The organism is Bathymodiolus japonicus methanotrophic gill symbiont (assembly GCF_019721995.1).
Taxonomy (GTDB): Bacteria; Pseudomonadota; Gammaproteobacteria; order Methylococcales; family Methylomonadaceae; genus Methyloprofundus.
In genome coordinates this window covers 17346-41741 of the sequence record NZ_BLYC01000029.1, presented here as the reverse complement: position 1 = coordinate 41741, position 24396 = coordinate 17346, and the positions used below count along the sequence as shown (strand labels likewise).

Below are 24396 nucleotides of genomic sequence, written 5' to 3'. Positions count from 1 at the left end.
TCAGCCTGAGCTTTTTATAGTCATGGATAAATTGAGCCTGTTTCTCAGGATTAAATTTGCGTGGAACTCCTTTAGGCTGTTTATAACTAAATCCATTCTGATGTAACCATTGAGTCATGCCAGAGACACTGTATTGAACGCTATCGCTGAAAATCAGGGAAACGTAGCCTAAGCGAAGTGATGATTTTTAGTCCGCGATAGCCGTAGGGCCGTTGTTTTGTCGGAGTCTGAGCGTTAGCGAAGGTGGAGACAAAATAAAAGGCCATCCGACACGGCGTCAAGTCATTTGGAGCCTATGTTCCGACCCCTTGTTGGGTCGGGACGAGGGACGAGGACGAATCGGGGCCGCCGGAGGCATAAGTGGTCGCGTTAAGTTTTTGCTGCTTGCTTGGGCTGGGATGCCCAAAACAAGCTTTCGCAAAAATAGCGACTCCCCAAACGTCTTGACGACATAATCAAACAATATGGTGTACATGGACATAGGTAATACCTAATAAATAACCTGTTAATTCATCGGTTTGCTCTGATGACAAATAACTCTTTGAAACACCATTTTCAGGTTTCAATTTTTGTGTTTTTTGGAAGTCACGGAGATGACGAAGAATCGTTGTTTCATGTTTGCGTAATGCTTGAGAAATCTGAGAAACTGACCAGTTTTCTGAGCTTAATAAGACCGCTTTAATTCGGTCGCTCTCGCGCACATCACGCACTTTACTGTGATGTAACTCTAACGCTTTTTTATCCTTTGAACTCAGTGTAATTTTCATGATCTGTAGCTTGCATTGATTTCATTAATTTTTCAAGCACCTTCAATAATTTTGAGTATATATCCTACGTTAGGGCAGGCATATCGATTGAAAGAGCTTTTTAATGATTTATGGTCAATGCCCGATAAAGTATCGGCTGAAGCCTTTCTAAAGCAGTGGTGTGAAGAAGTAGAAAAACCTAAAATCTCAGCATTTATGAAGTTTGTAAAGACCGTTCGAGCCATTGGTCTGGCATTATTCATTTCGTTGAAACGAAGATTACAAATGGAATTCTTGGGGAATTAATAGCAAGGTCCAACTGGCCAAACGGCGAGCAAGAGGTTATCGTAATATTAATAATTTTATCAATATGATTTACTTTCTTTGTGGTAAGTTAAAATTCGACTACCCACTGTATTTCACATAGAGCCAATAATATACGTGATGAAATTTGTATTTCATCACGTATATTATTGGAAACTGAAGTTTCCCAATAATTATTTATGGTAAAATTGAAGCTATGCTACAACTATATGAAAAAAATAGTCTTTTCATTCGTTTCAAATGCTATTGCCTAAGGGGAATTAAGTAGGGGTTTGCTATAAACATGGCAAAACCACCTAAAATAAACCTCGATACACCAGCATTGTGTATTTCAGCTACTCAATAATTGGGAAACTTCAGTTATTGGAAATAATTAGCGTGTATATGACATTGGTCCAATGCCATTTTTACGTTCTTTCGCCTGTATGTTTTTTACAAGGCCACGAATTTTCTCTAAGTCTTTTTTTGAAAATTTATTTCAGTTTTCATTTTCTTTTCCTTACAAAAAAATTGTCTAAGATTTAAGAGGGAATAGATTCACTCACTATAAATAGAATTTTAAAAAAATTCTATTTTACTATAGCACAATACCTTCGCAAAGTTAAATTTAAGCCAAAAATGACAATCTTACGCCTATATAAATTAACACTCGATGTTCAAGTTTTTCCATCCCATTGCCATCAAACTCTTACCTTCACCCAGCAGAACAATACTTTAATGATGCTGTTGGCCCTAACCCATCTTCGTCACTATTGATGATGTAGTTGTTATAAATCAATTGGTTGAAATTTTAAAAATAGCCAGTTGGCACTACAGATTTTGTGTTTTTTGTATAAAATGTTGAATTTTTTAGAGTATTTTTGTCGAATGTAAATTACACTCAAATAATGATGATTTTTTTGACAAAAGTCAATGAATTTATCGACAAAAATAATATAAATGGCACTATAAAACTTTCAAAAAAAACACCATTGATTTTAAAGAGAATTTTTCGACAAAAAATCGCTTAAACCGATGAATCAATAGCTTAGAAAGATAAAGTATAATCCCCCAGCAAATCCAGACAAGAAATCAAAGCAATCTTATTCCAAATTAGTTACTATTTGTAAAAAATTGGAGTATTAAAATGAGCAGAAAAAGAACGGTCTACAGTGCTGAATTTAAAAGCAAGTTGGTATTAGAAGTTTTAAAGAATGAAAAAACACTGCAAGAAATTGCCAGTGCAAATAACATCACACCTAAGAACCTACAAAACTGGAAAAAAATATTCTTAGACAATGCAGAAATAGCAATGGAGCCCTCCAAAGCCGTTAAAGATTACAAAGAGGATCTATTAGCAGCTCAAGAACAAAATGAGATGCTCACAAAAATCGTAGGAAAAATGACGGTTGAAAAGGAGTGGCTCGAAAAAAAGCTAAAAAGCTTGGACTCATCTGATAGAAAACAGTTGATTGAGCCCAAGCTTAACACTCTACCTCTAACACAGCAGTGTGCATTATTAGGATTAAATAGAAGCAATCTCTATTACAAAAAAAGAGAGAATAAAAAGAAAGAAGAGATCAAAACTCAGATTAATCACATTTTTAAAGACATCCCTATTTATGGTGCGGCTAAAGTACACCAGCAGTTGCTTGAAGGTGGTTTTAAAGTCAGTTTAAACACGGTGGCGAGTTATCGGCAGCAGATGGGCTTGAAAGCCGTATTAGCGGTAAAACAAGTCAATACAACGATCCCCATAAAAGAACATAAAAAATATACTTATAAGCTTAGAGATCTTGATATATCACACGCTAACCAAGTTTGGAGTACAGATATAACCTATATTAAAACCAAAGAAGGGATGGTTTATTTAGCGGCGATTATTGATTGGCACTCAAAAGCAGTGCTCGCCCATAAAATATCAAACACAATGGATTCTTTTTTAGTTATGGATGTATTAGATGAAGCGCTTTCTCTCTACGGAACACCTGAAATTTTTAATACGGATCAAGGCAGTCAATACACCAGTGAAATTCATACCCAACGACTAAAAAACAAAGGCATTACTATTTCTATGGATGGAAAAGGACGAGCAACGGATAATATTTGTATTGAACGGTTTTGGCGAAGTGCAAAATGTGAGCGTATTTATTTAAATGAATATGGTTCAATTAGAGCGTTAATAGAAGATGTTGATGACTATATTGAGTTTTATAATCATCAACGGTTTCATGAAACCCTGGACTATAAAAAACCAATGAATGTATATAGAGAAAGTATTTTAGCTAATGAACAGCAGAATGAAGCGGCTTAGGAATATGGAATAAGGATTGTTGAAAAATCTGTCTTGACTCTTTGGGGTGCTATACCCTTCAAGTCATTGATTTATAATTCGCATTAAAAATTCATCGTAAAAATCCCTTTAGAATCAATGGTGTTTTTTTGAGGGTCTCTGTAGTGCCATCTTAACTTGCTCTGACCCTTGATTTTCCCTGATTTTTCACCGATGCTAGTGGTATGTATATTCGAAGAACCAAAACAAAAAGCCTTGAAGACGGCTCAGCTTATTTCACTTACCGCATTGTAGAATCTGTGCGTATAGGAAAACAAGTCAAGCAACGTACATTGCTCAATATAGGTGCGGACTTTACGATTGATAAAAAGTACTGGCCCTTGCTGACGGCCAGAATCGAACAATTACAGCAAGGTTTGGAACCACATCAGGAAGAGCTATTCAATTTAGCCGATGATTTAAATCAACTTCTGGAAGCAACAGCCCAGCGCTATAGCTCACTGATGACTGCAAAACTGTCACAACCGCTAGATTCAAAAACAACAACGCGAGATTTTCATCATGTCGATATTAATCATGTCGAAGCCATTAATGCCCGTAGTATTGGTGTTGAAACCCTGGCACTGCATGCCGCACAGCAGTTACAGCTAGACGAAAAACTCATGGCGCTGGGCTTTAATAAAGTAGATACGGCGACGGCCCTGGGCACTATCATAGGACGTATGGTTTCACCCGGCAGTGAACTGCAAACACATGACTGGTTGCAAAATCGAACAGGCCTGGGCGAATTACTGGGTCATGACTACGGTAACACCAGCCTGACGCGATTATATACAGTCAGTGACAAGCTACTCAAACATCAGGCAACTCTTGAATATTTTCTGGCTGACCGAGAGCAGACGTTGTTCAATTTAAACCGCAAGATTGTATTGTACGATCTGACCAATACTTATTTTGAAGGCCAGTGCGCCCGAAACCCGAAAGCGAAATTCGGTCGCTCTAAAGAGAAACGCACTGATTGCCCGTTGGTTACTCTGGGGCTGGTTCTGGATGGTGACGGCTTTCCATTGAGTAGTCAGGTTTTTCCCGGCAACGCCAGTGAGCCCGCGACCTTGAAACTGATGCTTGACGAACTGCGAGACAAGGATCCCTTTCATCAAATAAAGCCGGTGGTTATCATGGATGCCGGCATTGCCAGCGCTGACAATATTGCCTGGTTAATCGAACAAGATTATCATTATCTCGTTGTCAGTCGAGAACAACATGTAAAAAACCCAAGAGATCAGAAAACTCCGGTAGCGGTCAGGGATACCCGGGACAGCAATGTTGTTGTTTATCGTGAAGTTGATCAAGAAACCGGGGAAACCCGACTCTATTGTCATTCAGAACAAAAAGCAAAAAAAGAACAAGGTATCCGTAATCGCTTCCATGCTCGTCTGGAAGAGGCCCTGGAAAAACTGCACACAGGTCTGAGCAAAAAAGGCACCCTTAAAAAATACGACAAAATACTGGAACGTATCGGACGACTACGTGAAAAACATAGCCGTGTTGCTGCAGATTACACCATTAACGTTATCGCGGATGACAAAAAAAACAAAGCCATCGGTATAGAATGGCAACGTAAACCTGAAAGTGACCAAAAAGATAAGCACTGTGGTGTTTACTGCCTAAGAACGAATATCCCTGACTGGTCGGAAGAACAGTTATGGCTAACCTATACCATGCTGACTGAGATTGAAGCGACCTTTAGAAGCCTGAAAACCGAGCTAGGCTTGCGCCCTGTCTATCACAAAAAAGAAGAGCGGGTTACCGGACACCTATTCATCACATTATTAGCTTACCACCTGGTACATGTACTGCGTTATCAACTTAGATTGCAGGACATCCATCTAAGCTGGGAAAGCATTCGCAACAGGATGTCGACCCAGCAACGCATGACCATTACTTTACCCACGGATAACGATACAATCATTCACCTGCGAACCACAAGCAAAGCAGAAACCAGACAAAAACAAATATACACTGCGTTGAATATTAACCCCGACCCGATTGGAAAAGTTAAAACGATCGTTGATATGAAACCTGTAGTGCCAACTGGGGCCGATTGAAAAATTCAACTCATTGAAATAATGGGAAATTGACTGTATATGTCACGAAGATAGGCTAAGAACCTACAAAACTGGAAAAAAATATTCTTAGACAATGCAGAAATAGCAATGGAGCCCTCCAAAGCCGTTAAAGATTACAAAGAGGATCTATTAGCAGCTCAAGAACAAAATGAGATGCTCACAAAAATCGTAGGAAAAATGACGGTTGAAAAGGAGTGGCTCGAAAAAAAGCTAAAAAGCTTGGACTCATCTGATAGAAAACAGTTGATTGAGCCCAAGCTTAACACTCTACCTCTAACACAGCAGTGTGCATTATTAGGATTAAATAGAAGCAATCTCTATTACAAAAAAAGAGAGAATAAAAAGAAAGAAGAGATCAAAACTCAGATTAATCACATTTTTAAAGACATCCCTATTTATGGTGCGGCTAAAGTACACCAGCAGTTGCTTGAAGGTGGTTTTAAAGTCAGTTTAAACACGGTGGCGAGTTATCGGCAGCAGATGGGCTTGAAAGCCGTATTAGCGGTAAAACAAGTCAATACAACGATCCCCATAAAAGAACATAAAAAATATACTTATAAGCTTAGAGATCTTGATATATCACACGCTAACCAAGTTTGGAGCACAGATATAACCTATATTAAAACCAAAGAAGGGATGGTTTATTTAGCGGCGATTATTGATTGGCACTCAAAAGCAGTGCTCGCCCATAAAATATCAAACACAATGGATTCTTTTTTAGTTATGGATGTATTAGATGAAGCGCTTTCTCTCTACGGAACACCTGAAATTTTTAATACGGATCAAGGCAGTCAATACACCAGTGAAATTCATACCCAACGACTAAAAAACAAAGGCATTACTATTTCTATGGATGGAAAAGGACGAGCAACGGATAATATTTGTATTGAACGGTTTTGGCGAAGTGCAAAATGTGAGCGTATTTATTTAAATGAATATGGTTCAATTAGAGCGTTAATAGAAGATGTTGATGACTATATTGAGTTTTATAATCATCAACGGTTTCATGAAACCCTGGACTATAAAAAACCAATGAATGTATATAGAGAAAGTATTTTAGCTAATGAACAGCAGAATGAAGCGGCTTAGGAATATGGAATAAGGATTGTTGAAAAATCTGTCTTGACTCTTTGGGGTGCTATATTGAACGGTTTTGGCGAAGTGCAAAATGTGAGCGTATTTATTTAAATGAATATGGTTCAATTAGAGCGTTAATAGAAGATGTTGATGACTATATTGAGTTTTATAATCATCAACGGTTTCATGAAACCCTGGACTATAAAAAACCAATGAATGTATAGAGAGAAAGTATTTTAGCTAATGAACAGCAGAATGAAGCGGCTTAGGAATATGGAATAAGGATTGTTGAAAAATCTGTCTTGACTCTTTGGGGTGCTATAGCCTAAAGCACCTCCTTACACACAAGTCCTAAAATACGCCTTTTAGCTTTCTGGCCATTTGAATACCATATACGCAGTCCTGAATCCTCTGAAAACCGATCCAAATACTTTTCGCACCAGGGTCACCATCTGATTTACGCCCTAAAAAACCACCCAATGTCGCTAAATTTCTTAACACGGCATTCAGTGTAGGCACTTTTTTGGGTATCTTTTTGTCCAATAAACCATAAGATGATTTCCATTCTAAAGGATCAAAGATTAATTCAGCAGGCAAGTCAGGACAGATGCGACCTAAGCGCATAAGATACATCACCCGCCAAGCAATAACCATGGCCATGACTAAGGCTTTTTCAATGCGCTCTTTACTGGATAATTGAAGCTTTTCAACCTTGCAGCCCACTTTCAAAATATCAAAAAACATTTCTATTTCCCAGCGACAGCGATACCAGTCAATCAACTCACAGGCTTGATCTTCACTTTCTACCCTTCGATTGCTTAATAAGCGCCATATGAGCGGTGACTTCCCTTTAGGCGGGTTGATTTCTTTTGCCTGAACCAAAGTTACTTCAATACCTTCTTTCCCTTTTACGGGGAAAGTGCAGCGTAACACTTTAATTTCTTGCTGAACTTGTCGCGATTTTTCGCCTTTTTTTCGTGGCTTAATAAAACTAACGCGACTCATAACCTCTTGCTTATCGACGCTATCCCACAGTGTTTCATCCGCTGATAATTTACGGTTATGCCTGGCTCTTACTAGCCAGTCAGCAGGCGTATTTAACGCCTTACTTCTCTGCATAAGACTTAAAATATCACCTTCTCTATCGGCCACATAAACGAGCCGACTTTTAGGGCAACGTTCGGCCATTTCAGCGACACGTTCATAACCTTCTATCCAGCGATCACTTTCTTTTATCGTGGGATTATTTTGATCTTCTGCTTTGCTTTTTCCTCTTGCCCACATCCACGCATCACTAACCCCTAAAGGGAGCCGGTCTGGTGTAATGCAGAGTGTCGGATGCAAGTACATGCCTCTTTGGGCATCGTAAGATAAGCGACCTAAATCCTCAGTTTCTTGTCCATTAAAATCTAATTCTGTCGTATCTTGTAAGCATAAAATAACGGGCTCTTCACTGACTATAATGCGCTGTTCAACTTGATCTGTATGGGCGACTAACAACTTTTCCCATGTCACATTTTCATTTGCATAAAATCGATAAGTCGCTTGTGTTTCAGCCCAGCCTTGGCAAGCCTGAGGAATGCTTAGTTTAGGCGCTTTTACAAAAGTTTCTATCAATTTAACTGCTCTTTTATTAAGCCGTGAATCACCTAAATCTAAATTACAAAATTCCATTTCTGCCCAAGTCTCAGTCATCGTTACTAAAATAATGAGATTTTACACTCTTATATCAGACTTGTGTGTAAGGAGATGAGCCTAAAGCCATACTAAATAAAGATTCATTATTCATGGTATTATTATCGCACTACCCACTAGGATTCACATAGAGCCATATTTTTTTAGTTATCTGATTCAGATTAACAGAAGATCAGTAAGCTTCAAAACAATTCCTTTGGTCATGCGATGATCGACATAAAGCACTGACTTGCCTGTAACCATGGCCCATTTTTCCAATTTGTCGTATAATTCTGAACTGCTATACCTATCAAACTGCAAAAAGCATTCGTCCAATAAAAGAAGCTTGGTATTTCCCGATTCTTCACGAATGATTTCAAAAACATCATCAACACTAGTTCCAAACTGTTGGCACTCGATCCATTTGATGGCTTGTAAAAATTCGCAATCATAATATTGTGCCGAATACAATACCCCATTGTTTTTATTTAAGAATATTTGTTTCATTAGGCTACTTTTTCCAGCTCCAGACTGGGCATCAAGTTTGTTTAGTCCTTGATTAAGAGAAAATTCTTTTGATTGGCATTGAATATTTTCAATAAGCATTGATTCTATTTGAATTGAATCTTTTTGGGAAAATGTACTAATTTTATGATTAGATTCACTATCTTTGCTAAATAATTCAATTTTTTTGTATGCGTCAAATTGAACCGAGAATCCAGAAGTTGCGGCAAACAGGCGAATACACTCAGAATCAATTGCCAGTAGAGAACCTAAAATTAGTGCCCGGATAGGGCTGCTAACTTCAACGATGCCAAATGAAATAAAAACACAAACATATATGATTCCTAAACCTATATTTCCATATAAGCCTATTTTTTCCTTCACTGAAATTAGGTGGAATTTAGCCTCTGTCCAAGAGACAATTCCCTTTAATAAAATTTGTTCTCTTAAAGCCAGTGTTACTAAATGAATAGGTGTGGTATTTGGAGCAGATTGAATCAACGTTACGTTATCAAGGTCTTCGATGAATTTAGAGGAAGAGGTGACGAGAAGCTGCCTTGCTTTTGATAAGTCAGGGTATATAAACAAATAAATCATAGTAAAGAAAATAAGCAAGGCGGTGGCAAAAAAAAGACCTATAATTCCGATATTCCAGTACATCATTATGGCTGCCACAGAAAATAAAGAAATTATCCAAACTAAATCATGGCAATAGAAGGCGAATGCTTCTACGACATAATTGAGTTCAACAAACAATGATGTGTTCCAATCCTGCTCGGTAGTGCTTGTCGATGTTAGTCCAGAAAATATATTTGCAACGGAAATTTTCCGTATTTTCATCTCAACTAAACACCCTGAAATTAAAATCAGAAGTATACCAAAAAACATTGCAGTAATAGCTGTAATCCATTTAGCTGAAAGGTTATCGGTTGAGCCAGCTTGCATATAAATAAAAGCATTGAGGGTTGCCGCCAAAATGGCTGGAAAAAAAGTATATTTTACTAATTTCGCGAAAAATATAAATTTGTTGAATCCACCAAATACTTCTTTTTCCGAAACGGAACTTTCTCCTTCTGTATAGTATTTATCTTTTTGTAAATCCGAGTAAGTCGCTTCTGATTCGGAGTCAGTTCTGAGTGTGTCGGCACTACGTCTTGTTAAATAAATAAATCTAGCAACCAAATTTGAATCAAGCCATTTTTTTATCAATAACTTGTTATTGTTGTCTAGCGAATCAAAACTGATATCTAATTCAACCCGAATATTTGATTCACCAGCAATTGCTACTGCCCTAGCAAATATTAACCGCGTTCTTTGACCAGCAGATATATTGCCTCCCTTTTTGTGTATTATGTAATCATTTGAAAAAGGGTCGTCCAACTCAAGTTCAACGCAAAGCCCCATGTGATTAATTACATTTCTTGCATCGGCATTTGGGAAAATCACATTATCAGTAAGAGTTCCTTCCCAAAGCTCCTGACTATCACCTATTATCACAGGTTGGTCAAGTTTCGAGTTGATTAAAGAACCCAACCGGTTATCCATCTCCAATTTGATTCTTTTTAGCATCTTTAGAGCCACAATTCCCCTTGGAAGCCGAAAAAAACTCGATACTATGGGAAGACCGACCCAGAAGAGTTGCTTGGAATTGAGAAGCTCGTCCGGGGCTACATAAGAGTGGATGATCGAAACCACTATAAATGGAGCAAATCTAGAAAATGCGTTAACGTATATTTCAAGTGACTTGAGAAAAGAATCGGCATTACGACAAAACATTTCAAATTTAAATATTTTTGATAGTTGGCGAAACTGTGCGCCCGAACGTTTATTGACGCCTTGATAGCTGGTGCGAAATTTCGTAAACGAATTAAGTTTTCCTGTTCTTAGGTCTGTCAGTTTTTGAACGTGGCGGTAGTAGAAATTAGATTTTTTCACCAATTGGTTTATAAATGGAACAAAAGGAACTAACCCCAGTATTACCAAAGTTGGTAAGAAGCCGAATTCAATAGTGGATAAAATGCTTAGGACAACAATAAAAAAACAATCAAAAATAAACTGGTAACTTTCAATAAGGTGGTCGGTGTAAAGATTGTAATTCCGATATATAATTTTTCCTGACCCAGGGGTTGATATATTCCTGTATGTAAATCGTTTTCTGAAAATTTCTCCAGATCGATTTAGTATTTTTCTTGATGCGAAAAGTCTAGCTAGGGTAATCGGAACTTCTAAAAATGTAAGAAATGCTACAAAATATATATCCTGCGTGTTAAAAGTTTCTTCAGTAACCAACCTGGAAAAACTAAAACCCATTGCAACAGGAATTGAAGATGAGGCAATACTAGCTATAAAAAGCAAAAGGACCCATAGGTCAGCCTGACGTTGAAGAATTTTTAAAGTCGTTATTTTAAAATTTTTCAATTATCAATACCCCTGAATTCGTATAATAAGTGCATAACCCTCTGGAAGTAGTAGCTAGCAATATACCAGTTGAATTAAGACAAGACATAGGTGTAAAGTAAACAGCCAGTGAGGTAGTAATGACGAAGCGGCTTTTGTGCGTAGTCGTTGCGGACGCAGGGCGTTCAGGGCATCTCCCATCCGCTGCGTAGGTGAACGAATTATGGCGACAGGAGTCCCGTAATTTCGTGAGGTAGCATGGCGCGCCTGTTTAGCGGGTGGTTGTTTAGTGAAATTGAGAATTATGATAGCAGATAACGTGGAGAAGTTAACTTTATGCAACAGAATCGACAAATTCAATCACTGTCCGACAGAACCATTAATTTCAATCAATTCAATTCCCTTGCTCCAAAAGTGTTCAAGTGACTCAAACCCTAAGTCGCTCGCTAATGCATCCAATATTTCTACTGCATATTTCCTTTTTGAGCAGGAAATTTTACAGGAATCGAAATATACACCACATAATTCTTTTATATCTATAGATAAAGAAGAAGTATCTGATACAAAATCAACAATTGTAAATAGGTCAATCCATCGGGGGTATCGAAAATTTATAGTGCCCAAATCAATCCTTGTTAGCACACCGTTAGACATTCTATAATTTTCGGCTTTATGGTCATTTATAGAAAATGATGGCTCTATATTCCAATCATCAAGGGCAGCCTTTATTAATGGGAGACCTGCTTCATCAAAATCAGGGGGGATGACATTAGCACTTTCAACCAGTGCGGATATCCCTCGAAAATGTAATCTCCCCAGTAAGGAGAAAGCATTTTCTATATCATTGGCTTTTATTTTTTCCGTCTCGAGAAACTCGAACTTAATAACTAACAGATCATCCGACGAATCTAACATTTGACAAATACCCTCACCTGACAGGATCAAATTTGCAAGAAGTTCTCGCTCATATTCTTTTCGTGATGAGAAAATTTTGATCACTGCACTATTTCCGATTCTGAAAATACCGCTTTCATTACTGAATTTAATCGCGGTGAGTGATTCGCTCTTGGTTCCTAGATAGCGATCAGCAATGGTTTTAAATTTTTCGATTTTCCATTTAGAAGGTAAATTATTTAGTCCCTCGATAAAGCGCCCTTTTAGCAGAGTACAAAAAATACTATTATCTATTTTTTTAGTCGACATTCATAAATATGTATCATATTTCTTAGCTGCTATTCCATTCGGCATAAATTCAGCAAAAGCGGTGTAGAGCATTCCGATAACAGAATCTATTGGCGTTCCCACGTACCATTGAAAGATTCCAGCATGGGCTATCTCAGCGATTGTAGCTTTGCCATTTATAGCTGCTACTAAATCATGTGTGTGAATCTTGAATCCAGATGGATATTGAATCAAAGCTAGTTGATCAGTGAATTCTTCGTATTCAAATTCAGATTTTGAGAAATCGAATACGTATTGACACGATTGAGATCCGTTTACTAGCTGAACACAAAATCTTCTGGGGCCTAATGCACCATTAATGTACGAGTCAGTAAATATAAGTCGGTGCCCACAGCTAGAAAATAGAAGAATTTGTTTCAAATACGCAAGCCACTGTGTGATCTTTAAATCTGTATCATCCGATTCTTCCCGATTGGCACTAATCTGCTGTGTAATGCTAAATGGTTTTCTAACATCCCCTGATGGTGCATCACATTTTATGACGAATTCTGAATCAACCTCTCTTAACCACCTAATTCCATTCCAAGAGTAGAAGTGTCCAGCTTCTGGGGCATCTACAAGTACATTCAAACTCATCGATTCCACATCCTTAGCTAGGAGTAAATTACTGAATGTCGATCTAGGTCTCTGAACATTTACTAAGTCGTATTGACCGCCAGTTAAGAAATAAGCTTTGGTTGCATTCAATGGGTTGATATGCAGAGGAAAGACATTTGACATGAACCGGAAATATGATTGTGGTGTCCAGTGCTGTAATTGATCACCAATAAAGTTATCATTCGCCGAATATCCTACTTCCTCCCATTTCTGGAAATGGTTCACTACAATTATTCCTGCCGGAATAGAGTTCCAAGATTTAGGTATGAATTCTAGAATACTATCTGGAATAGCTGTGTCTGACTGGATATATATCCAGTCTTGTGAATCTGTCAAAACGTTAGACTCACTAACCATCAGGCTGCACACCCGACTATCCCAAAAAACAGTATCTGAGCTTGGCGGAACGAACTTCAACCCCATGGATTCGCTCTTGAACTCTTCAGCGATTCTTAGAGCTTTCAGTCTTTTCTCACAGCCTGCGATTCGGCAAAGTGCCTTCTGTGCTTCCTTTGAAAAAGTATTAGGAAAAAAATAATTTACCCTTTTAGGAAGCAGTTCTAGGGATTTTAAATCGAAATGCTGGAAATACTCAGTTGTTAAAAATACACCGTCGATTGATTCATATAATTTGTGTTCAATCGATCTGCCAGGAGTTACATAAAAAGGTAGTTCGTCGCACGTTCCAAATGTTTCACGTAACAAAGGATCTAGTAAATAATTTTTTCCATTTAACTCAATGATCCAACTCTCATGTCCTAGATGGGTTAGTTTCATTTTCGACCTCCCATCGAAATTTTTTTATCTACCATCTTAATTGCAAGGTTTTGTTGATTGTGCTCACCGAAATATGCGTAGAAAAAAGGGATTGGGTTGCAGTTTTCATTTTCATATTCAATCTTAACTGAAGAACCTGTAAGGTCCCATATTTCTACGGCACCATCCAAAACCGCGATGAAATCAGAAATAAACATTGTTACTTTACTCGGTGCCGTACAAGATGAGTGGCTTTCGCTAATAGAGCCAGTACATAGGTCGACACTAAGTTTAAAAGATATATTTAAATCAGGTGTGGAAAAAATGAAATCAATCTGCGGTGAAAAGTTATTAGAAATAATGTATCGATTGAAAGCAAATTTTCCAGGTTCAGACAATAATATCCCTGGGAGCATATCTTCAATACATTGGCGTATCCTGATTTTTGCATCGCTTAATTCACATTCGGTTATTTCTTCTTGAATATAAGGATAAAATAATTTTTCAGTGGATACTGGTTTAGGCAATCCAAAATCTTCGATGATTTTATCTTTCGTCGTTAGAGTGATCCAAGATACTCTCTGCGCCGTAGAGACAATGTGGTTTTTTATTGATATCACCTGGCCTGGTATTAAATTCCAGATTTTTCCTGAACTGAATACGTGGTTCAATTTTTCCACAATCAAAGCACCGTCCGAAAAAGGTGGGGGACTCAAGTCCTCTGTACCTTTTATAAATCCACCACCACAAATCGCAATATTTTCAATCTCTGGGAGACCTTTCAAGTAAGAAACTAATAACTGGTCATAAACATTCAACAAAGCCGGGCCATTTTTAGCAGGAACTTCGGATTCTAAGGACAAAGCATTCTCAAATGCTGATCTTCGACCATAGTCTGTTATTTGTGCATTATTAGAAACTGCAACAATATCTGGTTTTTTTTTGTCGTTTCGTTCGATCATTCCTTCATAGTTCGACGACATAGCTGCATCTACTGCTAAAAAGAAGCTAGCCTCTGAATTCAAATCTTCAAATAATAGCTGATAAACTCTGTTTTCCCAGTAAGGCGTGCTCTGATCCGCATGAAATAGTGTTATTTTGATAGATCCGATAGTAATTGGTGTTAACTCATTAACAATTTTGACATCATACCCCATCTTCTTGCATGCATACTTAACATTGTTTAGCATTAATGCTCCAACATAGACTGGAGGCTTTGGGGAAATTTCGTTTAGTGATTCGATGCAAAAATGATCAGCGTGTTCGTGGCTTAAAAAAATAGCATCAATTTTCGGCATTTCCGCAATATCTATATTCCTGAATGGAAAAATTGAACAGAATGATCTTTCGCTCGCACCAAAAACGGATTTTAGTAGGGGATCAATCAAAATATATGTTTTTTTAGATGATATAAGCCATGACTGATGGCCAATAAAGGTTGCTTTCATACTATTCTCGTCAAATGTTTTATCGTGATTTTACTTCTACGTGTTTCTACAATTTCCTATGTACAGAAACTCTTTTGACGTTACTCTACAAATATTTTACTCAACCACTATGCACTGAAAGTGCATAGGTTGCGACTGGACTGAAAGTCCAAAACTAACTATTCAAGAATCATGCTTCCACTATCTTTGTTTGAAGGATCGCGGTGGTGCTCAAGATATTCCTGAACCATTTCTTCAGTAATGTTTCCTGTCGACCAACCTCCATAACCTATCGCCCAAAAGTGCCGCCCCCAATAGCGTTTCTTTAAGGCAGGATATTCCTACTGCAACATGCGAGAAGTACAACCTTTCAACCGCTTTACTAAATAACTGATACATAATTTTGGAGGATATTCTATATGCATGTGGACATGATCTTTACTTACCCTCCTTTTAAGATCTGGACATCCTCTGCATCACATACCTGAATTATCAATTCACGACAACGCTTTTTAATATCGCCCTTTAATATCGGATATCGATACTTTGTTACCCATACCAAGTGAGGCGTGAGCCGTGAATCGCGTAACTGTATCACCACTTCGCCTTTGCTCATTCATAGAACAAGGTTTAACATAAGTGTGTAGCAGCTAAAGCACTTTGCACTAAAGTGCATAGTTTTGACTAGCTATCTGGGACCAATAAAATTATAATTTAGCACGTTTTTGGTTCTGTCGCAAAAAACAAATCACCATATTACCTACGATCATAAGATTAAATTTAAGCCAAATAAGGTTCGCATGTTCATCTAAAAATGGTTCTATTTTTCAAGCCATTGCTTTTCTAAATACCACATGGTACTTGGCTTTAACACTAGGTTATCGTAATTTTAACAATGTGGTGAGAATGGTTTTCTCCTGCGATGGTGATTAATATACCTGGTTCTGTCGCAATAATTATCAAAAGCACAGACCTCCTGGTCTTCAGGCATAACTATCCTGCTAAAGCCATAAACTGCTTATAAGCAGGAATATTTTCCTCAGACAATTGCCCCTTTCGGATCATATGTGCTGTTTCAATTCCATCAATGGTTGCTTGAGCGGAGTGAAACGCTTTAAAGCACATCATTGGCTTTGTTATTTTTTTGATAAATCGATGATCCTGTTCGATGATGTTATTCAAATATTTAACCTGTAATATGTCGATCATAGTGGCAAATCCAGCGAGGATTAACAAGAGGTTAATATTGGCTAATCCTGCATAGTTAGCGCCACTTTTATCCATAACGACCTTATCAAGAAAGCCATTATTGTTAATCGTTTGTTTGAAAAATTCGGTTGCAACCTCTTCATCACGGTACTCAGAAAGCATGAAATCAAGCGTATCCCCGTGACTATCAACAGCTCGGTATAAATAGGTCCACTGACCCTCGCTGAAAATCCTGGAAACGGAGCTTTAGCGAAGTGAAGATTTTTAGTCCGCGATAGCCGTAGGGCCGTTGTTTTGTCGGAGTCTGAGCGTTAGCGAAGGTGGAGACAAAATAAAAGGCCATCCGACACGGCGTCAAGTCATTTGGAGCCTATGTTCCGACCCCTTGTTGGGTCGGGACGAGGTGACGAGGACGAATCGGGGCCGCCGGAGGCATAAGTGGTCGCGTTAAGTTTTTGCTGCTTGCTTGGGCTGGGATGCCCAAAACAAGCTTTCGCAAAAATAGCGACTCCCCGATAACTTTGATATACGTTTCATCCATGCGCCACGATTTATTGGTTCCTCGTTTCTGAGATTTAGCTTTCACAGCAATGGCAGGAGAATAACGGATAACCCAACGATTGAGCGTAGCATGATCCACTTCAACACCTCTTTCTTCCATAATTTCTTCAAGGTCGCGATACGAAACGCCATACCTGACATACAGGCGCGCCATGCTACCTCACGAAATTCCGGGACTCCTGTCGCCGTAATTCGTTCACCTACGCAGCGAATAGGAGATGCTCCAGCCGCCCTGCGTCCGCCACAGACTGAGCACAAAGCAGCTCAGTCATGGCTACCACAAATGGCTCTACGGCTATTCGGGATAAAATTTTAGCCTCCCTCGCGCGCTATCGCGCACTTCGGATTGGCAAATTTCCCTGCGCCTTCTGGAGACTATCAGCCCGTCCGGGGCTGACAGCGGGGGAGTCGCTATTTTTGCGAAAGCTTGTTTTGGGCATCCCAGCCCAAGCAAGCAGCAAAAACTTAACGCGACCACTTATGCCTCCGGCGGCCCCGATTCGTCCTCGTCACCTCGTCCCGACCCAACAACAGGCGCGCCATGCTACCTCACGAAATTCCGGGACTCCTGTCGCCGTAATTCGTTCACCTACGCAGCGAATAGGAGATGCTCCAGCCGCCCTGCGTCCGCCACAGACTGAGCACAAAGCAGCTCAGTCATGGCTACCACAAATGGCTCTACAACTATTCGGGATAAAATTTTAGCCTCCCTCGCGCGCTATCGCGCACTTCGGATTGGCAAATTTCCCTGCGCCTTCTGGAGACTATCAGCCCGTCCGGGGCTGACAGCGATTGTTAGGGCTGCCAAGGGGATGCGTAGTTAAAGAATGAATAAACTAGGTGCGGTGGCAAATGGTACGTATCAACAGCGAAGAGTATTGTTGAATGATAATCGGGGACTAGAAATCATCACTTCGCTTAGGCTACGTTTCCCTGATTTTCAGCGAAGGAAATAAATAGTCTTTCGGGGAGTCGCTATTTTTGCGAAAGCTTGTTTTGGGCATCCCAGCCCAAGCAAGCAGCAAAAACATTAACGCGACCACTTATGCCTCCGGCGGCCCCGATTCGTCCTCGTCACCTCGTCCCGACCCAACAAGGGGTCGGAACATAGGCTCCAAATGACTTGACGCCGTGTCGGATGGCCTTTTATTTTGTCTCCACCTTCGCTAACGCTCAGACTCCGACAAAATAACGGCCCTACGGCTATCGCGGACTAAAAATCTTCACTTCGCTAAAGCTCCGTTTCCAGGATTTTCAGCGAATGTAGCTATCTCGATAACCTCTGCCACTCTATCGAGAGCAGTCCCCGAATCTTTGAAGCATACTTTATTTATCCCTCCCTTAGGTATGCCGCTCACTCGAGTCATAAAGCAAGACCTACTCTCCCCCGCTATCCGAGCATATCTCACTCTAGCTTTACATCCCAACAGGTGTCCTTGGTGGCTTTGTCGTACAGACTTAATTATGCCGTAAGGTTCATCTGTGAGTTTATTACAGAGCAAGAGCCTATACCCCACGTATTTATAAAAACAGGGGACAGATAAACTGTTTATATAACACAACTTATTCATCTGTCCCCCTTTCCAGCAAACACGAGGGGACTCCAGGCTTCACTATATTTTTTGAGTGGGTAGAGCAGGTGAAGAGATCTAATCGGGGGATTATTAATTCAATACATCAGAACCGCAAAGCCGGCATGGGTTAGACCGGTGTCTGTTTTTATATAAGTGGGGCAGGAGGCTTGGTTTTGGGATAAGTGTTAAAATATCTTGAAAAAGACTTGCAATCCAAAATAAAGTAGCTATTATATTATATAATAGCTGTGAGAAACAGATAGATATATGGAATAAGTCCTGCTCCCCATCAAAATAAATTAATGGGGAGCAGGACTTATTTTTACTACGCACTATAAAGATGAAACCTTTAGCCGGGAGATTCTTTATAGGGCTTTAATTGCTAGACAACTATGAGGACAACACAGAGCATCTAACAAGATTTTCCAATACTACAAGTGCATTATATCATGTATTTCAAGAAAGTCTAGTTGTTCTGCTAAAAAGTATGAATAAACTACATAAAAACACCCCCATTCAAGATAACACCGATTGTGCCACTGGGGTATCTACATCAAAAACAAAACTAACCTCAAGATCATAACAAACTCCTGAAAGATCGTGTAAAACTGGGCCATTTGCTCTTAGAATGATTGGTTCACAATTTATCAAGCCATCTAGGTAGTTTGAGAGGTCCGAGTTAGTTGGAAGCTCATCTTCTTTACTTAACTTTGATATAATAGGCCAATTATCAGGTTTAGATGACGGTAATAATGAGCTACAAAGCCCACCAAAAGGAGCCACCTGAAGTCCTAAGGCGGAAACCTCATCATACGATGCTTTTAAGTTAGTATAGGCAAAAGAAAGTGTTCTTAGATAAGCTGATAGTACAACACTTTCTATCTGAGTAGAAAAACTGCATGAAATCCTGTCTTGCCGATAAAACTGATCACCACAAAAATCGTAAGGATTAAAATAAAAGAAATCTTGTCTAGTAGAAATTATATCCCACTCAGATGACATATGCTGGTAGAGAGGATAACCCAAGCGGTCACCCAATTCATTTATAATACCAAAGTAAACTGGAGCCATTCCGTCTTTTGATTTTTCAAACCTGTCTGACTCAACGTAACTATCAGAAGTTAACTTAGAGTGATAACAAGCTATTTCTCTTTGATCGTCATCTTTATATCCAAGCCTGCGTAATATTTCATCAGAAAGAATGGAAGGGTATTTAATGAAATCCAGTAACTCCTCATCTGAAAATATCTGCCCTTCTGTTAAAAGAAGAATTGATAGTAAGTCTGTTATTTCAATCTCGTAATTTTGCTTTCCTAGATGTTCCAAATACAGCTTTCTAAAGTCAGGACTACTATTAAGCAGAAGAGAAAATTCATTTGCTGTCCTTAAACGCGCTAAGCGGTCGGGCCATTTAGAATACAGAAGCAGCAAACGGGAAGCGACTTGATCTGATAGCACTGGCTGTTCATACCAATGAAGGGATGAGATAGGAAGGTGTGCAATTTCATTTTCCAGGCTTTCTAACATCACCTCAGTTATGCGGCAAGCTAAATCAGGTTGTTCGGCGGATAGCAAATAGCTCACTAATTGGCTCGTAGGAACAACAACCCATTCGTTTCTTCTGAGTGTTATGAGCTCTCCCTTTGTTGTATCAATTAAAAGAGTTTTCCAATCGGATTTATAAATCTTTGCATATTTATTTAAGCATTCTTCGGCCCTTGACCCCGACCATCGTCCCCAATGGTTATTTGTACGTATATCCCGAATAGCCCATTGATAGGCTTTTTTTGTTCCTTGAAGCTTCTGGCTTATTGAGAATATGACATGCAGGCTGCGTCCCAAACGTATTGAGTCGCTATGTTCGTCATTCCAAACTTTTTCAAACGCTTTAATGACATCGAGGCCACGATCTTGTTCTACCCAATAGGATATCCAAGACTCAAGAAACTCATCTGCCAAGTAGAGACCTCTATCATTAAGTTCTTCATCTAGATCATCTAACTGCTCTGGCGGGTAAGTTTCTGGTTTTATATCGATATTCTTTTCTTCAAAAGAATTTGAAGAATGTTCTTTTGGTGCGGGAGGAAACCCTCCAAGAAAATCGCATTGTGATTTATAGAGTGGCGACAACGAAGGGTTTTTCTCCGCTCTATCTCTTAATTTTGATAGAGCTTCATAAGAAGTAAGGCATCGTAAAAAAGCATGTTCGGCAGGAGTGTTTAGGGGGAAATGTTCAACAAATTTTTCTAAAATATCGTGTGCTATAGACCAGTTTTGGTTGCTTAAGTGATAGTCAAACTCATCAACTAATCTTTCAGGAGAGTGCTTTGCCAATAAGTCTATATACCAGCCAGGAATATGCCTGATTTCCTTCTCTGTATAATCAAATATATCGTTTGTAAAGGGGGCTACACGGCGTAACCAATCAGGGATATTGCCTACACCATATTCAGAGCATGCCTCCATGGCTTCGTATAGTTCACTGAAAGTAGTATCTTTTCTCCACCCATATCCTAATGTATGTTGAGCTGCCCACTTTAGGCACTGTTGCGTTTCTTTGTTTAAACTTAGTAAGCAGGATAACTTTGCAAGGTCAAGGCTATCGTTTGCCAACCTTGAGGTGTTGTCCTGTTTGGCAACTAAAGAAGATAAAGAGGTTCGGATTTCCTGTTCTGAAACCTCTTTTGGAATAATATGTATGGATTTGTAGTTTGCCTGCTCCAGCCAAGATTGAGAATGCCACCAGCTATTATCTTTCAATGTTTCAAAAGATTCCGAATTTAGCTTTTTAAGGCTTCTGGTATTGCTTAGCAAGAGGTACATATCCAAGGATATGCGGGTAAGTGTTTTGGAAATAAAATGCCAAATTCTTGTGCTATCAAAATCGCATTCCTTACGAGCAGGTAATTTTGCCTGCTTGATTAATTTATATATTTCAAAAATATCTATGCCATCTTCTTTTTCTACTTTTGTGGCAATATAGTGTGCCGCATATTTGAAAGCGGATGAGGCCTTACTGATAAATAATTCTACGCTATCAACTGACACATTGACGGGGTTCTCTATATTGACCTTTTTCTCTAACTGTTTAGCTAAAGAGATAAAGAAAAGGTTATAAAAGTAGTCATCAGTGGCATTTTCATGCTTATCTGGAAGCGAAGGTTTTTCCAGAAGCTTGGTATCTATAGACTGCTTTTCTAACAATAGAGCGATAACTCCCAGTGCGCTTGATCCAATCTGATTTTTTTCAGGACGATTGGTAAGCTCTATCCCTTCGTTACAGCATGCCAATACGAAATAATCCCAATACAGATATTTAAATCCATCAGGTACTACGGATGATGGAATCTCCAATATTAAATGGCCATTTCCAGCTACAACTAACTGATTGAGTGTTTTTTTAAAGAAAGTTTCTTTGTCTCTCAGCTGGTTTAGAAAGGCGAGTATCCTTCTTATATCCAGACTAGAAATATTAACCAGAATGTCAATAACGGCATTGGTTAATGTATCAATTTTGTCACTTTGTGATGAATCCCTGATCCGGGCGTAAAATTTTAACCGTCTCAAAACTTCTTCTAGGCAATCTTCAGCTACTAAGTTATCTCTGTCTTTAAAGAGAAGAGATACAACTGGAATTTCTTTATCATCAAGTAGCCGTAAGTTATCTGCTCTCCATAAAAGCCCATAGCTTTCAGGATTCCATTTAAGCGCACATTTTAAAAATTCATCATATTCTTGTAGCTGGTATTCTGGACCATTTATTAGCCTGATCTTAATAAGGCGTAGGCCAACCAATTCCGGAAACATATTATATTCAAGCGCAACTTTTTCAGCCATTGAGATAATATGTTCAATATGCTGTAAGGGATAACCTTTACAAAAAGATTCTACTAACCATTCACGGTTAATCCCGTTGATCAGAGGCTTTACTTCTTCCAAGTTTGCTTCAACTATCCATTCCCAACCCCATCGCCAATACTCAGGTGCGGACTCTGCCAACCATTTTTGTACTTTTAGTAATAGTTCATTGAGGGAATCTTGGTATTCCTGCTTGTTTTTAAGAAAAACCAAGATGCTTCCATGAAAAGGAATAATTCCACTGCGCCTTTTTTCAACTAGGTGCTGTATCTCGTGAAAAGCTTCTTTAAAAAGCAGACTATCTTGAAAGCAGGAACCAATACTATTCTCGTTAGGCCAAGGAAATTCGACACAGGCAATTAATAAAAGTATTTCTCTTGCGCTTGCGGATAAGTTAGACCACAAAGTTGCGTAATAGTTATGAATGTCTCCATCTGGACAAGTTGGAAGTCTTTCTATGTCGTATTTATTTAAATGTTTCTTATATGATGTGAGGCTTTTTATTGAGTAAATTAAATGCAAAGGATACCCACCCGAAACTTTAAGAAATGCCTCAGATATTTCGACCAGTTCTCTTGCTTTATAATCCTCCGTTCCGATTAAGGTGACTTTTTTGCTATTTGATAGGCCCTCTATCCAGCATTTAATTGCACTCAGATCCATTAGTGGTAAATTTAGCCAGTATTGATCTCTAGGCACATTAGAGGTCAGTGAGGAGGGAAGATGCGTGTCACTGACCGGCTGTGTTCCTAAAATTAGGCAAATTTTGTCACGTAATGGTATGAGTCTATTTATCAAATGTCCAAGTTGACTAATGTTTGGACGCTCTCTTCCTACATGGTCCAGCCCGTCAATAATTACAATTAATTTTTTGCTTTGTTGGTTAGCTTCATCTGAAGCCATTCTTATCCATTCGTCGAGATTTTCCAGATCATAATCACGAGAAATGAACAGTGAAGAGAACAATAGCTGTAATTGGTTTTGCAAAGAGCGTGCTGCATTAGGATAAGAAACTCTATCAATCACGCTTTGCGCAGATAGTGAATAATGATGTCTAATTACAGGAATGTCTTGTTCTATTATTTTTTCAGTCAAATAGGAGAGGTAAGTGCTTTTCCCCATACCAGGGAGTCCTGAAATAACCCAACAACCAGTTGATTTTATTTTCTCAAGAATATCCAAATGAAATTCTTCCGAAGGAGGCGTATAGCCTTCTGGGATTTCAAAAAACTGAGATATTGAACGAGAAACACCTGCTGTTAGAAGCTCTCGTATATGGTCAATTTTAATTTTTCCAACAGGGGCAGGTTCATTTTTTCGTGTAGCCCATCTTTCAACAGCTTTTAAAAAGCGGAGCCATCCTTCTTCAGTAGGGCAGTGATCTGGTATCAGCTCATCTTTTAATTTGTTTTCAAGATCCTCTATTTCTGGCTGACTATGATCAAATGTAAAGATATCAAAAAATTTCTTGGCTTTTTGGTACCCTTCGAGCTGTTCTTTTATCTTTTCTAAATACCTTTCTGGGATTAGATCAATATTAATTTTGTTGTTATGGAGGGACTTGGCAACTTCATTGTCAGGAATACGATTAGTTTTTAAGGCTGCAATAGATAAAAGATTTTCTGCATTATATTTTGCAGTATCACTTTCCCACTTTTGTAAAAATGATGTGCCCCGCTTAGTTTTATCTAATAACCAGTCAAAACTAAGTTTCAAGTCCTCCCGTTTAGAATCTATTGTAAACTTTACTTGAAAAAGTTCGTAATACCCCTCTTTATTGAGAGCAATAATATCGTCAAGACCTTTGAAATTGCCCTCAGTTTTTGTTCCTTCAATACAGACCCACTGATATTTATCCGGATTATGAAACCATTCCACTAATAGTTGGATACACATAAAATCTTGGTATGTGTATCCAACTCTGGGTAATTGCGTGTGTTTAATACTATTTGTCATTCAATATGGTTTTAAAAACCTACAATGTTTTATGTCTGTAAGCGTCAATTAAACCACACATTCTAAACCCCTTTAAAAAAGGGCAAGATAATA

19 protein-coding genes and 5 pseudogenes are annotated in these 24396 nt (G+C 38.8%); 8 read left to right on the top strand and 16 right to left on the bottom strand.

Features of this window, described 5'->3' with window-relative positions; genetic code table 11:
• From K6984_RS23025 to K6984_RS23015, 4 genes are all read right to left on the bottom strand, one after another.
• The coding region (locus K6984_RS23025) for a helix-turn-helix domain-containing protein (protein ID WP_420831703.1) at nt 1-154 on the bottom strand (154 nt) is incomplete at its 3' end.
• A complete protein-coding gene (locus K6984_RS34630; RefSeq protein ID WP_263458605.1) occupies nt 141-266 on the bottom strand; it encodes a hypothetical protein in 126 nt (41 codons plus the stop codon). The genes K6984_RS34630 and K6984_RS23025, both read right to left, overlap by 14 nt.
• A gap of 11 nt (nt 267-277) precedes the next feature.
• The gene (locus K6984_RS23020) at nt 278-421 is read right to left on the bottom strand and encodes a hypothetical protein (protein ID WP_221897588.1); all 144 of its coding nucleotides are present in this window, start codon (nt 419-421) and stop codon (nt 278-280) included.
• A gap of 34 nt (nt 422-455) precedes the next feature.
• Complete coding sequence (locus K6984_RS23015; RefSeq protein ID WP_221897587.1) at nt 456-767, bottom strand: helix-turn-helix domain-containing protein; 312 nt, start codon at nt 765-767, stop codon at nt 456-458.
• A gap of 63 nt (nt 768-830) precedes the next feature.
• Here K6984_RS23015 and K6984_RS34625 point away from each other — a divergent pair.
• From K6984_RS34625 to K6984_RS22990, 5 genes and pseudogenes are all read left to right on the top strand, one after another.
• A pseudogene (locus K6984_RS34625) lies at nt 831-1173 on the top strand (ISL3 family transposase); the annotation flags it as partial.
• A 1023-nt stretch (nt 1174-2196) separates the two neighbouring features.
• Entirely contained in the window at nt 2197-3363 is a 1167-nt protein-coding gene (locus K6984_RS23005; RefSeq protein WP_087870166.1) for an IS3 family transposase, read from the top strand.
• A 203-nt stretch (nt 3364-3566) separates the two neighbouring features.
• Nucleotides 3567-5450, top strand: coding sequence for an IS1634 family transposase (locus tag K6984_RS23000; protein ID WP_221897586.1), 1884 nt, complete (start codon nt 3567-3569; stop codon nt 5448-5450).
• Between the two features lie 72 nt (nt 5451-5522).
• A pseudogene (locus K6984_RS22995) lies at nt 5523-6560 on the top strand (IS3 family transposase); the annotation flags it as partial.
• Between the two features lie 41 nt (nt 6561-6601).
• Nucleotides 6602-6772: an integrase core domain-containing protein gene (locus K6984_RS22990; protein WP_221897585.1), complete on the top strand. Its 171-nt coding sequence runs from the start codon at nt 6602-6604 to the stop codon at nt 6770-6772.
• Between the two features lie 127 nt (nt 6773-6899).
• On the opposite strand, the gene K6984_RS22985 is transcribed toward K6984_RS22990, so the two are convergent.
• From K6984_RS22985 to K6984_RS22945, 11 genes and pseudogenes are all read right to left on the bottom strand, one after another.
• Nucleotides 6900-8243 (bottom strand): IS4 family transposase, encoded by a 1344-nt coding sequence (locus K6984_RS22985; protein ID WP_420831625.1) that lies wholly within the window; start codon nt 8241-8243, stop codon nt 6900-6902.
• Between the two features lie 156 nt (nt 8244-8399).
• On the bottom strand, nt 8400-11144 hold the full coding sequence (locus K6984_RS22980; protein WP_221897584.1) for a hypothetical protein: 2745 nt from the start codon (nt 11142-11144) through the stop codon (nt 8400-8402).
• 54 nt (nt 11145-11198) lie between these two features.
• Nucleotides 11199-11324 carry a hypothetical protein gene (locus K6984_RS34620; RefSeq protein WP_263458822.1) on the bottom strand — a complete coding sequence of 42 codons (126 nt, stop codon included), beginning with the start codon at nt 11322-11324 and terminating at the stop codon, nt 11199-11201.
• A 159-nt stretch (nt 11325-11483) separates the two neighbouring features.
• Nucleotides 11484-12326 carry a hypothetical protein gene (locus K6984_RS22975; RefSeq protein WP_221897583.1) on the bottom strand — a complete coding sequence of 281 codons (843 nt, stop codon included), beginning with the start codon at nt 12324-12326 and terminating at the stop codon, nt 11484-11486.
• Nucleotides 12327-13739, bottom strand: coding sequence for an MBL fold metallo-hydrolase (locus K6984_RS22970; protein WP_221897582.1), 1413 nt, complete (start codon nt 13737-13739; stop codon nt 12327-12329). It lies immediately after the preceding gene.
• The gene (locus K6984_RS22965; RefSeq protein WP_221897581.1) at nt 13736-15166 is read right to left on the bottom strand and encodes an MBL fold metallo-hydrolase; all 1431 of its coding nucleotides are present in this window, start codon (nt 15164-15166) and stop codon (nt 13736-13738) included. Before K6984_RS22965 ends, K6984_RS22970 begins: the two co-directional genes overlap by 4 nt.
• Before the next feature lie 158 nt (nt 15167-15324).
• Nucleotides 15325-15765 (bottom strand): annotated as a pseudogene (gene tnpA, locus K6984_RS22960) (IS200/IS605 family transposase).
• Between the two features lie 373 nt (nt 15766-16138).
• A pseudogene (locus tag K6984_RS22955) lies at nt 16139-16576 on the bottom strand (IS6 family transposase); the annotation flags it as partial.
• Nucleotides 16542-16697 (bottom strand): hypothetical protein, encoded by a 156-nt coding sequence (locus K6984_RS22950; protein WP_221897580.1) that lies wholly within the window; start codon nt 16695-16697, stop codon nt 16542-16544. The gene K6984_RS22950 and the pseudogene K6984_RS22955, both read right to left, overlap by 35 nt.
• A gap of 27 nt (nt 16698-16724) precedes the next feature.
• Nucleotides 16725-16853: a hypothetical protein gene (locus tag K6984_RS34615; protein ID WP_263458596.1), complete on the bottom strand. Its 129-nt coding sequence runs from the start codon at nt 16851-16853 to the stop codon at nt 16725-16727.
• A pseudogene (locus K6984_RS22945) lies at nt 16839-17069 on the bottom strand (IS6 family transposase); the annotation flags it as partial. The gene K6984_RS34615 and the pseudogene K6984_RS22945, both read right to left, overlap by 15 nt.
• A gap of 116 nt (nt 17070-17185) precedes the next feature.
• On the opposite strand from K6984_RS22945, the gene K6984_RS22940 reads away from it, so the two are divergent.
• Genes K6984_RS22940 through K6984_RS34610 form a run of 3 tightly spaced genes read left to right on the top strand, consistent with a single transcriptional unit; the run spans nt 17186 to nt 17871 of the window.
• Entirely contained in the window at nt 17186-17620 is a 435-nt protein-coding gene (locus K6984_RS22940; RefSeq protein ID WP_221897579.1) for a hypothetical protein, read from the top strand.
• Nucleotides 17575-17739 (top strand): hypothetical protein, encoded by a 165-nt coding sequence (locus K6984_RS22935; protein WP_221897578.1) that lies wholly within the window; start codon nt 17575-17577, stop codon nt 17737-17739. Before K6984_RS22940 ends, K6984_RS22935 begins: the two co-directional genes overlap by 46 nt.
• A 3-nt stretch (nt 17740-17742) precedes the next feature.
• Nucleotides 17743-17871 (top strand): hypothetical protein, encoded by a 129-nt coding sequence (locus K6984_RS34610; protein WP_263458844.1) that lies wholly within the window; start codon nt 17743-17745, stop codon nt 17869-17871.
• 1134 nt (nt 17872-19005) lie between these two features.
• Here K6984_RS34610 and K6984_RS22930 read toward each other — a convergent pair.
• Complete coding sequence (locus tag K6984_RS22930; RefSeq protein WP_221897577.1) at nt 19006-24303, bottom strand: ATP-binding protein; 5298 nt, start codon at nt 24301-24303, stop codon at nt 19006-19008.
• Nucleotides 24304-24396 lie beyond the last annotated feature (93 nt).

Bases quoted from the DNA above. Each gene is read 5' to 3' on its own strand.
- K6984_RS34630 (WP_263458605.1), bottom strand. From the start codon at position 266: ATGGCCTTTTATTTTGTCTCCACCTTCGCTAACGCTCAGACTCCGACA.
- K6984_RS23015 (WP_221897587.1), bottom strand. From the start codon at position 767: ATGAAAATTACACTGAGTTCAAAGGATAAAAAAGCGTTAGAGTTACAT.
- K6984_RS23005 (WP_087870166.1), top strand. From the start codon at position 2,197: ATGAGCAGAAAAAGAACGGTCTACAGTGCTGAATTTAAAAGCAAGTTG.
- K6984_RS23000 (WP_221897586.1), top strand. From the start codon at position 3,567: ATGTATATTCGAAGAACCAAAACAAAAAGCCTTGAAGACGGCTCAGCT.
- K6984_RS22985 (WP_420831625.1), bottom strand. From the start codon at position 8,243: ATGACTGAGACTTGGGCAGAAATGGAATTTTGTAATTTAGATTTAGGT.
- K6984_RS34620 (WP_263458822.1), bottom strand. From the start codon at position 11,324: ATGGGAGATGCCCTGAACGCCCTGCGTCCGCAACGACTACGCACAAAA.
- K6984_RS22975 (WP_221897583.1), bottom strand. From the start codon at position 12,326: ATGTCGACTAAAAAAATAGATAATAGTATTTTTTGTACTCTGCTAAAA.
- K6984_RS22970 (WP_221897582.1), bottom strand. From the start codon at position 13,739: ATGAAACTAACCCATCTAGGACATGAGAGTTGGATCATTGAGTTAAAT.
- K6984_RS22965 (WP_221897581.1), bottom strand. From the start codon at position 15,166: ATGAAAGCAACCTTTATTGGCCATCAGTCATGGCTTATATCATCTAAA.
- K6984_RS22950 (WP_221897580.1), bottom strand. From the start codon at position 16,697: ATGGCCTTTTATTTTGTCTCCACCTTCGCTAACGCTCAGACTCCGACA.
- K6984_RS22940 (WP_221897579.1), top strand. From the start codon at position 17,186: ATGGCTACCACAAATGGCTCTACGGCTATTCGGGATAAAATTTTAGCC.
- K6984_RS22935 (WP_221897578.1), top strand. From the start codon at position 17,575: ATGGCTACCACAAATGGCTCTACAACTATTCGGGATAAAATTTTAGCC.
- K6984_RS34610 (WP_263458844.1), top strand. From the start codon at position 17,743: ATGAATAAACTAGGTGCGGTGGCAAATGGTACGTATCAACAGCGAAGA.
- K6984_RS22930 (WP_221897577.1), bottom strand. From the start codon at position 24,303: ATGACAAATAGTATTAAACACACGCAATTACCCAGAGTTGGATACACA.